Origin of the sequence: Acinetobacter sp. SM1B, from assembly GCF_003289665.1 — a bacterium.
Classification (GTDB): Bacteria; Pseudomonadota; Gammaproteobacteria; order Pseudomonadales; family Moraxellaceae; genus Acinetobacter; species Acinetobacter schindleri.
Window position 1 is genome coordinate 15,278 of record NZ_QMBM01000002.1, and the last position, 13,807, is coordinate 29,084.

The window sequence follows — 13,807 nt, forward strand, 5'->3', positions numbered from 1 at the left end:
AGTTGGGCTAGCGCTTTATCCTTAAAAAATAAGTAAAAAAGCCTTTTTTTATAAAATTGGCATAGATCCTGCTAAGTATTTAACAAGATAAGAGTATTGAGTCAAAGGCGACTTATACCTGAAAATTTAGACGGCCAATGACGTCCGTTCTGTTCGATTCTGACCTGCCAAAGCCACAGGCCAGGATATTTATAACGTTCAGTTCTGGAGGAAGATGGTCATGTCTTCAAATTTACAAGCTCAAAAAGCAACAAAAATAAGTCTATTCAGTTTTTCCAGCGCAGCGATGCGTGCCTTCCACATGAGCTGGCTGGCATTCTTTGTCTGTTTCTTCGCCTGGTTTGCCTGTGCGCCGCTGATGCCGGTCATTGCGGGTGAATTCAATCTGACCAAAGCACAAATCGCCAATATCAATATTGCTGCAGTTGCTATCACTATTCTGGTTCGTCTAATTGTGGGGCCTTTATGTGACAAATATGGTCCACGTAAAACCTATTCTGCATTACTGATCATCGGCAGTATTCCTGTCTTTGGTGTCGCAGCTTCTAATAGCTACGAATCCTTCCTGTTCTTCCGCTTATTGATTGGCGCCATTGGTGCCAGCTTCGTGATTACCCAATATCACACCAGCATCATGTTTGCGCCAAATGTCGTAGGTACGGCAAATGCGACAACTGCAGGCTGGGGCAATGCAGGTGGTGGCGCCACGCAGGTATTGATGCCATTAATGCTGGCTGCCCTGGTGATGTTCGGTGTTGAACAGGCAATGGGCTGGAGAATTGCACTGATTGTGCCGGGCGTGATGATGGTGATAGTAGGTTTCCTGTACTGGAAACTGACTCAAGACTGTCCTCAAGGCAACTTTAGTGAATTACGTGCCCAAGGCGTCAGTGTCGGCAGTGATAAAAAAGGTGGCATGGCGATTCTGATGCATGCGGCGAAAAACTACCGCGTCTGGATCCTGTTTGGTGCCTATGCTGCCTGTTTCGGTATCGAAATCTTCATTCATAACATCGTGGCAATGTACTACGTAGAAAACTTCGAGTTTGGCCTGAAAGAAGCGGGTATGGCTGCGGGGATCTTTGGTTTGCTGGCGTTATTTGCACGCGCCCTGGGTGGCATCGTATCTGACAGAGTCGCACTAAGCAAAGGTCTGGATGGCCGTACCAAAGTATTGTTTCTGATGATCCTGCTGGAAGGTGTGTTCCTGGTGGTGTTCTCACAAATGAACAGTGCAATGTTGGCAATCCTGACCATGACGGTATTCGCCCTGTTTACCCACATGGCCTGCGGTGCGACCTATGCGCTAGTGCCATTTATTGACCGTGATGCACTGGGTGGTGTGGCGGGCATTATCGGTGCAGGCGGTAACGTAGGCGCAGTTGCAGCGGGCTTCTTATTAAAAGGCATGCTGGATATACAGACCACATTAATGGTGCTGGGCGGACTAGTGGTGATTGCTGCGAGCTGTGTACTAATGATCCGCTTCTCGGTTGAGCATAAGGAAAAAGAGCAGCGTCTGTTTGAACAGGCGATCCAGGATCGCAACCTTGCTGAAGCGCAAAATTAATACCAGATATTTTAAAATTAGTAGGAAGTAAACATATGAAAATTATTATGATTGGTCATGGCATGGTGGGCCACAAATTTATCGAATCTGTACTTGAACAGGCGGGCGATGAGGTTGAAATCACTATTCTGGCTGAAGAACCACGTTTGGCATATGACCGTGTTCATTTAACTGAATATTTCAGTGGAAAATCAGCAAAAGACTTGACCCTTTGCCGTAGCGACTTTGCGGATGCATATGGGATCGACCTGCGCTTGGGCACTAAAGCAGTTTCAATCAATCAGCACACTCGTACTGTGACTACCCAGCATGGTGAAGAGTTAACTTATGACAAGCTGATTCTGGCAACAGGTTCCTATGCTTTTGTTCCGCCAATCCCGGGGAATGACCGTGAAAACTGTTTCGTTTACCGTACGATTGAAGACCTGGATGCCATTCGTGCAGCGAGTTTGAATGCAAAAACTGGTGTGGTAATCGGTGGTGGTCTGTTGGGTCTGGAAGCAGCTAAAGCCCTGCGTGATCTGAATCTGGAAACACATGTTGTTGAGTTTGCGCCACGTCTGATGGCAGTCCAGATTGATGATCTTGGCGGAAAAGTTTTACGTTTAAAAATCGAAAATCTGGGTGTAAAAGTTCATACCCAAAAAGCAACCTCATCTATTGAAGACGGTGCCAATGCTAAACATGTGATGAAGTTTGGTGATGGTGCTGAACTGGAAACCGATATTATCCTGTTCTCTGCAGGGATTCGTCCACGTGATGAATTGGCGCGTCAAAGCGGGCTGGCCATTGGTGAACGTGGCGGAATCATGATCAATGATTACTGTCAGACTTCTCATCCAGATATTTACGCGATTGGTGAATGTGCACTCTGGAATAACAAGATTTTTGGTCTGGTGGCTCCAGGCTATGACATGGCACGTATCGCTGCAAAGCATGTACTGCAAGAAGAATGTGCAGCATTTACTGGTGCAGACATGAGCACCAAACTGAAACTGATGGGTGTAGATGTTGCTTCGGTGGGCGATGCACATGCCATGACACCAGGTTCATTGAGCTACTTCTACGCCGATGAAGCGGCTCAAATCTATAAGAAAATCGTGGTCAATGCCGAAAAGACCAAACTGTTGGGTGCAGTACTGGTCGGTTGTGCCAAAGAATATAACGATCTTCTACAAATGATGCTGAATGGTCTGGCCGTACCAGAACAACCGGAAAGCCTGATTATGCCGGGATTTGATCAGGCGACTGCTAAAGCAGGCGGTAGTGGTGTCGATCTGTTACCTGACAGCGCAACCATCTGTTCATGTAATAACGTGTCTAAAGCAGATATCTGCTCTGCAATTGCTGATGGTTCAACTTCACTCGGCGCTCTGAAAAAATGCACCAAAGCAGCAACCGCCTGTGGTGGCTGTGCGCCACTCGTCACTCAAGTATTGAAGTCCGAGTTGCAACGCCAAGGCGTAACAGTAAATAACCATTTGTGTGAACACTTTGCTTACTCACGTCAAGAGCTATATCACCTGGTTCGGGTTAATGAAATCAAAACGTTTGATGACCTGATTCATCAACATGGACATGGGCTGGGCTGTGACATCTGTAAACCGACAGTAGCGAACATTCTCGCATCTTGCTGGAATGATTTCGTCTTGAAACCAAGTCATGCTGGCTTGCAAGACAGTAATGACTACTACCTGGGCAATATCCAGAAAGATGGTTCTTACTCAGTCGTGCCACGTATGGCGGGTGGTGAAGTTACGCCTGATGGCCTGATTGCGATTGGTCAGATTGCTAAAGAATATGGCCTATATACCAAACTGACAGGCGGTCAACGTGTCGATATGTTTGGTGCACAAGTGCATCAATTACCTGAAATCTGGGAAAAACTGATCAATGCAGGTTTTGAATCAGGTCATGCTTACGGTAAATCCTTACGTACCGTGAAATCTTGTGTCGGTAGCACCTGGTGCCGTTATGGCGTAGATGATTCGGTTGGCTTGGCGATCTTCCTGGAAAACCGTTACAAAGGCCTGCGTTCTCCGCACAAACTGAAAATGGCGGTATCTGGCTGTACCCGTGAATGTGCCGAAGCACAAAGCAAAGACGTGGGCGTGATTGCCACTGAAAAAGGCTGGAACCTGTATGTCTGTGGTAACGGCGGTATGAAACCGCGTCATGCTGAACTGCTGGCATCAGATCTGGATACACAAACTTTAGTCCGCTATATCGACCGTTTCTTCATGTTCTATATCCAGACTGCGGACCGTCTGCAACGTACTTCAGTATGGCGCGACAACCTCGAAGGTGGCCTGGATTATCTAAAAGATGTCATCGTGAATGACTCGCTTGGTCTGGCAGCAGAACTCGAGCGTCGTATGGAGCATGTGGTGGGTACTTATCAGGACGAATGGCGTACTGCGATTGAAGATCCTGAAGTTCGTAAACGCTTTAAAACCTTTATTAATGCCAAAGCTGAACTGCAAAATGATCCTCATGTTCAATTTACTGAAGTACGCGGCCAGATCCGTCCGAAAACTGAAGCTGAACGTGATATCACACGTATTCCAGTAGTTGAAGCCTGATTCAAAGCATAAGGAAGAAAGAAGATGACCATTTTAAAAGATATGAATGAACTGAATTGGGTGGAAGTGTGTGCACTGGATGACATTACCCCGAATACCGGTGTAGGTGCATTAATTGAAAATCAGCAAATTGCTTTGTTCCGTGTAGGTCATGAAAAGCGTGTTTATGCCTTAAGTAACCAGGATCCATTTAGTAAAGCATTTGTAATGTCACGCGGGATTCTGGGTGATCTGCAAGGGGAACGCGTCGTCGCTTCACCGATTTACAAGCAGCATTTCAGTCTGGCAACCGGACGCTGTCTGGAAGATAAAGACCAAAAGCTGCTGGTATTTCCGAGCAAGATTGAAAATGGCAAAGTCTGGATCAGTCCGACCCCTCAAAAAACCTATATCACCAATAATGGTACTTCTCAGGAAAAGATGAAGCTGGTTTTGGTGGGCAATGGCCTGGCTGGTATGCGTTGTCTGGAAGACCTGCTGGATATGGCACCTGACCGCTATGAAATTACCGTGGTTGGTGAAGAACCTTGGGGCAATTACAACCGCATCATGTTGTCACCAGTATTGTCTGGTGAGAAAACCATTGATGACATCATGCTGCATCCACATGCCTGGTATGCTGACAAAGGCATCCGTCTGATTGCCGGTGATCCGGCAGTTCGCATCGACCGTCCTCGTAAACACGTATATACCGAAAAGGGCGAAGTGATCAGTTATGACCGCCTGATTCTGGCGACTGGTTCCAAACCATTTGTTCCACCAATTCCGGGGAGTGATTTAAAAGGTGTACTGAGCTTCCGCGACATTTATGACGTCAACAACATGCTGGATTACTGCAAGACTCGAAAAAATGCCGTAGTCATTGGCGGAGGACTTTTAGGTCTGGAAGCAGCGTATGGACTAAAACAGCAAGGCATGAATGTGACTGTGTTGCACCTGATGGACCGTATCATGGATCGCCAGCTAGACAGTAAAGCCAGCCAGATGCTGAAAACAGCGATTGAGCAGAAAGGTATCACGATTCTGACTGCAGCGAATACCGAATGCCTGTTTGGTGAAGAAGGTCATGTGACTCAAGTCAAACTCAAAGACGGGACTGTGCTGGATGCTGATCTGGTGGTGTTTGCCGTGGGGATCCGTCCAAACATGACTTTAGCACAAAGCGCAGGCTTACGTTGTAACCGTGGTGTATTAGTGAATGACACCATGCAGACTTTTGACCCAAGTATTTATGCGGTGGGTGAATGTATTGAACATCGAGGTCAAACTTTTGGTCTGGTTGAACCACTTTGGGGCCAGGCCTTTATTTGTGCATCACATCTGGCCGAGCATGGCAGTCTGACGTTCAAAGCGCCAACTGTTCCGACTCAGCTGAAAGTAAGTGGCTGTGATGTATTTTCGGCAGGTGACTTCGAGCCAAAAGAGGATTTTGAAGATATCGTGCTAAATGATGAGAAACGTCAGATCTATAAACGCATTATTATTCAAAAAGACAGAGTAATTGGTGCCGTGCTGTTTGGTGATACTGAGGATGGTGCTTGGTATGCTGAGCTAATTGCAGATCAAACCCCAATTGCAACGATTCGTAACAAGCTGCTTTTTGGTCGGGATTTTGCATTAAAGAAAGCAGGGTAATTAGATCTCTGTAATTAGTACTTCATAAGAAGGATGTCATAGCCTCAAATGGAGTGCTAAAGCAACCGTTTACGTGTAGGCATTCCCTTACTTTTGAAAGATCAAAAGTAACAAAAATCTTGGATTCCCATACATTACGTCCTGTAATGATGGGTATCGGTGGCATCCATGCCACCTCACGATAGTGAATGCTTACATGAATTTCATTTTTCAAATAAAGCCAAGATAAAAATCGGAATTACGTGAATTTAGATAATTTAGGAGCACAGCAGCAATGAATAGTATCCCAGTGGTGGAACTGCCTAGCTCCACAGAATTAAAAACTAAAACCACACAGACCACATGCCCATATTGCGGCGTGGGTTGTGGTGTGACTGCACATGTAACGCTGACCACATCAGGTCCTAAAGTGACGGTCGAAGGTGATGTCAAACATCCTTCGAATTACGGAAAATTGTGCATCAAAGGCAGTAATCTGGCCGATACTTTAGGCTTGGCAACCCGTTTATTGCATCCAATGTTAGGCCGTAAAGACCAGCGTGAAGTTACTGATTGGGATACTGCAACTTCAACGATTGCCCATAAATTCCAGCAATACATTGAGCAGTATGGCCGTGACAGCATTGCCTTTTATGTCTCGGGTCAGCTGCTGACTGAAGACTATTATGTGGTCAATAAGTTTGTCAAAGGCTATCTCGGCACGGCAAATATTGATACCAATTCACGCCTGTGTATGTCTTCGGCTGTTGCTGCACATAAACGAGCTTTTGGTGAAGATCTGGTTCCAGCCAGTTATGAAGATTTCGAACATACTGACATGGTGGTGCTGGTGGGTTCCAATACTGCATGGTGTCATCCGGTGCTCTACCAGCGCATCATGAAAGCCAAGGAACAGCGTGACCTGTTTGTAGTCGTGATTGATCCGCGTTTTACCAGTACCTGTGAAGCAGCAGATCTGCATTTGCCTATTCTGCCAGGGCAAGACGTTGCACTATTTAATGGCCTATTACAGTACTTATATCAGCATGGTGATGTAGATCAGGAATTTGTTGCTGCACATACCCAAGGGCTGGAACAGGCCTTGGCCAGCAGTACTGCGGAAGCTTCGATTGAAGATGTTGCGGCACGCACCGGTATTTCAGCTGCTAAGCTGAGTCAATTCTTTGAAAAATTCGCCCAGATTGACAAAGTCATGACGTTGTTCTCCATGGGTGTAAACCAATCCTCCCGTGGCGTAGATAAAGCCAACAGTATTATTAACTGCCATTTGCTCACGGGTAAAATTGGCAGACTCGGTGCAGCCCCATTCTCTATGACCGGCCAGCCAAATGCGATGGGCGGACGTGAAGTCGGTGGCTTGGCCAATATGCTGGCAGCCCATATGGATTTAGAAAATCTGGAGCATCAACAGCTGGTGCAAAAATTCTGGCAAAGTCCATATATTGCCAAGCAAGCGGGTTTTAAGGCAGTTGATCTATTCCAGGCAGTCGAAAGCGGCAAGATCAAAGCCATCTGGATCATGGCAACCAATCCGGTCGTCAGCTTGCCCGATGCCGATCAAGTGAAGCGTGCTCTGGATAAATGTGAATTCGTAGTGGTCTCTGATATCTGTCAGGATACGGATACTACTCAATATGCTGATGTATTACTTCCAGCTTTAGGCTGGGGCGAAAAAGATGGAACCGTCACCAATTCGGAACGCCGTATTTCAAGGCAACATGCCTTTTTAGATGCGCCGGGTGAAGCCAAAGCTGACTGGTGGGCGATTGCACAGGTGGCGAAGCAAATGGGTTTCAGAGGGTTTGATTTTCACAATAGCCATGAAATTTTTAAAGAACATGCCGGCCTCTCTGCCTATCAAAATGTAGAAATTTCCCAACGTCTAGAAACCCCATATTTCCGTTATTTTAATCTGCAAGGCTTGAGTAATTTAACCACAGAAGAATATGACAAACTGGAACCAGTGCAATGGCCGGTTTGGGATAAACAGCAACCTGCTCAATCTGTAGGAAGATTATTTGCCCAAGGCCAGTTCAGTCATGCTGATGGTAAAGCAAGATTTATTGCAACTACTGCAATTGATCCGGTCAATCAGGTTTCCAGTGAATATCCTTTAGTTCTGAATACTGGTCGGATTCGTGACCAATGGCATACTATGAGCCGCACTGGATTATCTGCCAATCTCAGTACACATCGTGCCGAACCGTATTGTGAAATTCATCCGAATGATGCACTGAAATACGGGATTCAGGATAGTGAGCTGGTCGAAGTTCGTTCTGAATGGGGACAATGTATTTTACGTGCTCAGGTTAGTGACAATATCCGTCGTGGTCAGGTCTTTGCACCAATCCACTGGAATGATCAGATGGCATCCGATGCACGTATCGGCAAGCTGGTGAATCCAGTGGTCGATGCCATTTCTGGCGAGCCTGAGTTTAAGCATACGCCAGTGTTGATCCAGCCATTCCATACCCAGTGGCAGGGCGTGCTGTATGTGCGTGAAAGTTATGAAAGTTATGTGCAGCCATTTATTGACAAGAGCATCTGGTGGACCAAGGTAAAGGCTATTCGTGCGACACGTTATGAAATTGCGGATCGTCAGAAATTCAATACCACAACCCAACAGTTAAAGAACTTATTGCCTTTTACTGAAGAGGACTTTGAATGGCTAAATCTGGAAGACCAGACCGCGCATATCAGCCATAGCATAGTGTTGCAGGACGGCAAGCTGATTGCCAGCCTGTATATCGCACCAAAAGAGCTGTTGCCAGATCGCGACTGGTTATCGGGGCTATTTCAGCGTGAACGACTCAGTGCCATGCACCGTAAAGCGTTGCTGGCCGGTCAGGCGATCTCAATGAGCAAGAGTGAAGGTGCGCTAGTGTGCAGCTGTTTTAAAGTCGGTAAAAATCGCATCATCCAAACCATAAAAGAAAAAAATATCACCAATGAAAAACAGGTGACCGCATGTCTAAAAGCCGGCGGCAACTGCGGTTCCTGCTTACCTGAAATTCGTGGCCTGATTAAAGCTTGCCAGACGGAGTCCGTATAATGAAAAGAATCCATAAGAGTATAAATTATCCACCCACCGATTTAGTCATCCTGGCCGGTGGCCAGGCGCGTCGGATGAATGGCATTAACAAGCTGCTGCAAAAGTTTGATGATGAAATTCAACTGATCAAGATTCACCAGCAGCTTAGATCGCGTGTTGGTCAGGTCTGGATCAACAGCCACCGTGATCACTCCATTTATGAACGCCTTATTCCATCAATCCGTTATTTTCAGGATGATGAACCGGGCTTTCACGGACCCTTGATGGGCATGAAAAGTGCCTGGTCTCATGTGCATTCGGACTACGTGCTGTTTGTACCATGCGATGTGACTTACATTCCAAAAAAGGTTATTTCTGGATTACATCGGGCCATGCAGCGAGATCCTCTTTGTGAAGTGGCTGTAGTGGAAATAAATGATATAGCGTTGTATCCATTCTGCTTACTTAAACGAAGCAGTTTGCCGACACTAGTTCAGCATCTCGAACAAAATCAGCGCAGCTTAAGACATTGTTTTGCGAAAATGCACATGCAAAAGGCGCGATTTAAAAATCATGCACTGTTTTTTCACAGCATTAACTCCTTTGATGAATTGCAGCAGCATCAGCAACTGCATTTTCTCTAAGTGCTGAGTGAATGGTGCTTAAAAGCAGGGCAATACACCTGTTTAAAACTCTTATTTTTCTTAAATTCCAATAAATCGCACTCAAATATTAAAAAACCGCAATTTCTGCGCAAAGTTGGAACATTTATTGCAATTTAACCCTAGAGCAATAGCAATTTAATAGGGCATCGGTCAGCAAAACATTTGGCTAGAAACAAAGTTGATGATCGACCCTGATGGAATAAGTAATGAACCACATCAATCCTTTACAGCAGGCTGAACCAGTCCCGGTATTTCAGGATCAGTTTGGACGCAATAAGCGTAAGCTCCGTATCTCTGTGACGGATCGCTGTAATTTTAAATGTGTTTATTGCATGCCAGAACATCCAGAATGGATGAAAAAACACGATTTACTCAGCTTTGAAGAACTCTATCATTTTTGTGAATTCATGGTTCGCCGTGGTATTGAACAGATCCGGATTACCGGTGGCGAACCTTTAATGCGCCAAGGTGTGGTGCATTTTATTGCTGAATTACAACAACTGAAAAAAAGCGGCTTGAAACGTATTTCAATGACTACGAATGGTCATTATCTCAAACAATATGCAGCAGAATTAAAGCAGGCCGGGCTAGATGACCTGAATATCAGTCTGGACAGCCTGGATGCAGAGCAGTTTGAACAATTAACTGCAAAAAAACTGCAACCCGTATTAGAAGGCATTCAAGCAGCCCAGCAGGCTGGCTTTCAAATCAAAATTAATACAGTACTCATCAAAGGCATCAATGATGACCAGATTCTGTCTTTGGCACACTGGGCCAAACGCGAACAAGTTGAATTGCGTTTTATCGAGTTTATGCCACTCGATGGCGACCAGAACTGGTCACGTGATCATGTGGTTAGCGAGCAGGACATTCTGGATCAACTGGCACAAGTATTTGAAGTAAAGATCAGACAAGGTCAGGGGACTAATCCAGCACGAAGCTATTACATTGAAGGTATGTCGATCGGCATTATTTCAACGATTACTAATTCATTCTGTGGTAACTGTGACCGTTTACGACTGAATGCTCAAGGTGAATTATTTAACTGCTTATTCTCAACTCAAGGTCTAAAACTCAAAAACAGTATTCAACAGTTAAGACAGCACCTAGCATCAGCTGAACAAACCCTGCAACAACAGCTGCAACCCTATATCTGGAATAAAGCTGCTGGCTTTCAGGCCATTCAGGCTCAGCAAAGACTGTTCAATCCCTCCCATAAAACCCATTCAAATTTCCGAAAAATCAGCATGCATATGATAGGAGGCTAAGATGACTACAAAACTTCAATCATCGATTACCGTCAAAATCGAATCTTTCGGTGCGATCGAACGTCAGTTACCTCAAGATTTAACTGTGCAATGTCAGATAGACAGTCTGGTTGCCGATGTACTCAATAAAGTCATTCAGTCCTTTCCAGAAGCTTTCAACTTGTTAGAGCGTTGTGCCTGTGCCATCGGTGAAGACATTATTTCTCGCCAGACCCGATTAAACCAGGACAGTACTCTAGTGTTACTGTCACCGGTCGCAGGAGGTTGAGATGGAACTGAAACAATTTACCCGTATTCAGGACACACCGCTGCAACAGGACGTATTTGACGAGATTCAATATTTTCCTGAATGTGGGGGAATTGGTATTTTTGTCGGAACAGTACGAAATCATCATGAAGGTAAAGCGGTTAAAGCACTGAAATATACCGCTTATGCACCTGTTGCTGAAAAGATGATTCGCCAGATCGAGCAGGAAATTCAGGCTGAATATGGCGTGTCCTATGTCCGAGTTGTACATCGCATCGGTTCATTGGATATTGGTGATATCGCCATTATTGCCATGGCCTATGCACCACATCGTCGGGAAGCTTTTCAAGCCTGCGAAGAAGCCGTGGAACGGGTCAAGCATGAAGTACCGGTCTGGAAAGAAGAATTCTATATGGATGGCAGTAGTCAATATGTCGAAGGTTGCTGCATTCGTCGTGACCAAGGTTCAAATCATCACCCTCATAGAAAGCATGCGCATACTCATAACTGTACTGATGCACATACATCGGAAAAATTGCCTTTGAACCTGATCCAGCCAGATGTTCCTGTTTATCAATGGCCGCTATAAATTGAAGTTTGAGTAAAAAATGAAAAGATTCAAGAAGGATAAGCCATGAAAGATGTCGGAATGAAACCGGAGAGTTACCGCACTGCTATTGCCACCGGGATTCTGCATGCGCCGCCACACTGCATTGAATTACTGCGTAATGGTAATACCGACAAAGGTGATGCGCTAAAAACCGCTCGGATCGCAGGGATTTTAGGCGCAAAACGTACTGATGAACTCATTCCTCTATGTCATCCACTGCCAATTTATCGGGCCGATGTGGAATATGAGCTTGAAGAAGCTCATGTAGTGATTACTGCGGTAGTGGAAACGATTGGTCCAACGGGTGTGGAAATGGAAGCACTGACAGCAGTCAGTCTGGCAGGTTTGACCCTTTACGATATGCTGAAACCACATTGTGAGCCGGAAGAATTATGTCTGGATCAGGTTAAACTGGGGCAAAAAAAGGGTGGAAAATCACATTTCACCCGTGTTCTGAAAGAACCTTTACCAGCCTCTGTCATTGTACTTTCTGATACCGTGGCATCTGGCAAGAAAGCCGACACAGCCGGGCAGAATGTGATGGAAATTCTGGAAGAAGCTAATTTTGGCTTTATCCACTATCAGGTGATTCCGGATAGTCCTGAACAGCTAAAAGCTTTAATTGAACAGCAAAAAAATGATTATCCATTAATTCTGACAGTGGGTGGTACGGGACTCGGCCCTAAAGATCTGACAGTGGAAACTATTCAACCTTTACTAACCCGTGAAATTCCGGGACTGATGGAAGCTGCACGCAGTTTTGGTCAACGTCGTACACCTTACGCAGCACTGAGCCGTGGTGTCGCAGGTTATATTGAAAACAGCCTGATCCTTACCTTACCGGGTAGCCGCCAAGGGGCTAAAGAATCCTTAGTGGCGATTTTACCTGCACTCGTACATCTGTTTGATGTACAGAAAAATATTCCCCATGCAGGAGGCTATGAATGAATTCTGCTGTAACGACAGAACATTCCGTCTGTGGCAGTGAACCCGGCCTAATTTCTGTCGATCAGGCTCTGCAGATGATTCTAGATCATACTGATCATTTAGCCATTGAAAAACGGCCCTTAAGTCAGGCACTGAACCGTTTCGTAGCCGAAGATATTTATTCAAAAACTCAGCTGCCGATATTTTCGCAAAGTGCTGTAGACGGTTATGCCATCTGTATGGATATCGACATGCCAGCAGAAAGCAGTTTTGAACTGATCGGTGAAATTCGTGCTGGACAGGGAGCTGATCTGATACTTGAACCAGGTCAGGCAGTACGCATCTTTACTGGTGCGAAAATTCCGTTGCAGACCACGACGGTGGCACGACAGGAAATTGTACAGCTCAGGGACTCGACCATTATCTTGACTGAAGCCTTGCGACTGGATGCTGATATCCGTCAAGCGGGTGAAGAAATTTGCATGAGCCAATGCCTGGCTGTTCAGGGGCAGCAACTCAGTATTGGAACAATTGCAGCCTTGAGTATGGCAGGGATTCGGGAAGTTTCAGTTTATCGCTATCCTAAAATTGCAGTGGTGATTACTGGGGATGAAGTCGCTGAAACAGTTGAAGACTTAAATTCCGGCAAAATTTTTGATGCCAATGCTCCTTTAATTCAAGCTTGGTTCCAGTCCAGAAACCAGCAGGTTGAGATCATGCATGTTACCGATACCGAACAGGCGGTCAGCGCGCTATTTCAAAGGCTGAGAACCCAGTACGATCTGATTCTGACCACCGGTGGTGTATCGGTAGGAGATTATGACTTTGTCCGTCCGGTCGCACTAAAACTGGGTTTTGAACAGTTATTCTGGAAAGTCAAACAGAAACCTGGCAAGCCAATGTTCTTCGCCAGATCTGAGCGACCCGATCAAAGTCCATGTTATTTACTCGGCCTGCCGGGTAATCCTGCTGCGGTCTATATAGGCATGCAGATCTATGTATCAACCTTAATCAGTACGTTACAAGGTCAAAAGCAATTACCGCAATGGTTTAGTGCAGTAATGAGTCATGACTTAAAAGCCGATAGCCGGGAACGTTTTTTGCGTATGGCAGTAAATTTTGAATCGGGAATGTTAAAGCTTTCCAGCTTGCCGAAGCAACAGTCGCATATGCTGAGTAACCTGATGCAGGCCAATTGTATTGTCCGTATTCCGGCAGCGCAAAGCATCCAGACCGGTCAGATCCTGCAAGGTCTGTTTATTTAAGGAATAT

General features: G+C 45.6%; 10 protein-coding genes. All 10 read left to right on the plus strand.

Going from position 1 to position 13,807, the window contains the following annotated elements:
• The first annotated feature begins 220 nt into the window (after positions 1-220).
• The 10 genes from C8322_RS12795 to C8322_RS12840 all read left to right on the plus strand — a co-directional run bounded on the left by C8322_RS12795 (position 221) and on the right by C8322_RS12840 (position 13,800).
• On the plus strand, positions 221-1,570 hold the full coding sequence (locus tag C8322_RS12795; RefSeq protein ID WP_048882712.1) for an MFS transporter: 1,350 nt from the start codon (positions 221-223) through the stop codon (positions 1,568-1,570).
• 35 nt (positions 1,571-1,605) lie between these two features.
• A complete protein-coding gene (gene nirB / locus C8322_RS12800; RefSeq protein WP_111810758.1) occupies positions 1,606-4,152 on the plus strand; it encodes a nitrite reductase large subunit NirB in 2,547 nt (848 codons plus the stop codon).
• 24 nt (positions 4,153-4,176) lie between these two features.
• Positions 4,177-5,787 (plus strand): nitrite reductase small subunit NirD, encoded by a 1,611-nt coding sequence (gene nirD / locus C8322_RS12805; protein WP_111810759.1) that lies wholly within the window; start codon positions 4,177-4,179, stop codon positions 5,785-5,787.
• Between the two features lie 274 nt (positions 5,788-6,061).
• Positions 6,062-8,839, plus strand: coding sequence for a nitrate reductase (locus C8322_RS12810; protein ID WP_111810760.1), 2,778 nt, complete (start codon positions 6,062-6,064; stop codon positions 8,837-8,839).
• Complete coding sequence (gene mobA, locus C8322_RS12815) at positions 8,839-9,462, plus strand: molybdenum cofactor guanylyltransferase (protein WP_111810761.1); 624 nt, start codon at positions 8,839-8,841, stop codon at positions 9,460-9,462. The genes C8322_RS12810 and mobA overlap by 1 nt, the downstream gene beginning before the upstream one ends.
• 227 nt (positions 9,463-9,689) lie before the next feature.
• A complete protein-coding gene (moaA, locus tag C8322_RS12820) occupies positions 9,690-10,751 on the plus strand; it encodes a GTP 3',8-cyclase MoaA (protein ID WP_111810762.1) in 1,062 nt (353 codons plus the stop codon).
• Between the two features lies 1 nt (position 10,752).
• A complete protein-coding gene (locus C8322_RS12825) occupies positions 10,753-11,019 on the plus strand; it encodes a MoaD/ThiS family protein (RefSeq protein ID WP_004809395.1) in 267 nt (88 codons plus the stop codon).
• Between the two features lies 1 nt (position 11,020).
• Positions 11,021-11,587, plus strand: coding sequence for a molybdenum cofactor biosynthesis protein MoaE (locus C8322_RS12830; RefSeq protein ID WP_111810763.1), 567 nt, complete (start codon positions 11,021-11,023; stop codon positions 11,585-11,587).
• Between the two features lie 45 nt (positions 11,588-11,632).
• Positions 11,633-12,556 (plus strand): bifunctional molybdenum cofactor biosynthesis protein MoaC/MoaB, encoded by a 924-nt coding sequence (moaCB, locus tag C8322_RS12835; protein WP_004809393.1) that lies wholly within the window; start codon positions 11,633-11,635, stop codon positions 12,554-12,556.
• Positions 12,553-13,800, plus strand: a complete 1,248-nt coding sequence (locus C8322_RS12840; protein WP_111810764.1) for a molybdopterin molybdotransferase MoeA — start codon at positions 12,553-12,555, stop codon at positions 13,798-13,800. Before moaCB ends, C8322_RS12840 begins: the two co-directional genes overlap by 4 nt.
• Positions 13,801-13,807: the final 7 nt, after the last annotated feature.

Bases quoted from the DNA above. Each gene is read 5' to 3' on its own strand.
- nirD (WP_111810759.1), top strand. From the start codon at position 4,177: ATGACCATTTTAAAAGATATGAATGAACTGAATTGGGTGGAAGTGTGT.
- moaCB (WP_004809393.1), top strand. From the start codon at position 11,633: ATGAAAGATGTCGGAATGAAACCGGAGAGTTACCGCACTGCTATTGCC.
- C8322_RS12825 (WP_004809395.1), top strand. From the start codon at position 10,753: ATGACTACAAAACTTCAATCATCGATTACCGTCAAAATCGAATCTTTC.
- C8322_RS12840 (WP_111810764.1), top strand. From the start codon at position 12,553: ATGAATTCTGCTGTAACGACAGAACATTCCGTCTGTGGCAGTGAACCC.
- moaA (WP_111810762.1), top strand. From the start codon at position 9,690: ATGAACCACATCAATCCTTTACAGCAGGCTGAACCAGTCCCGGTATTT.
- nirB (WP_111810758.1), top strand. From the start codon at position 1,606: ATGAAAATTATTATGATTGGTCATGGCATGGTGGGCCACAAATTTATC.
- C8322_RS12810 (WP_111810760.1), top strand. From the start codon at position 6,062: ATGAATAGTATCCCAGTGGTGGAACTGCCTAGCTCCACAGAATTAAAA.
- C8322_RS12795 (WP_048882712.1), top strand. From the start codon at position 221: ATGTCTTCAAATTTACAAGCTCAAAAAGCAACAAAAATAAGTCTATTC.
- mobA (WP_111810761.1), top strand. From the start codon at position 8,839: ATGAAAAGAATCCATAAGAGTATAAATTATCCACCCACCGATTTAGTC.
- C8322_RS12830 (WP_111810763.1), top strand. From the start codon at position 11,021: ATGGAACTGAAACAATTTACCCGTATTCAGGACACACCGCTGCAACAG.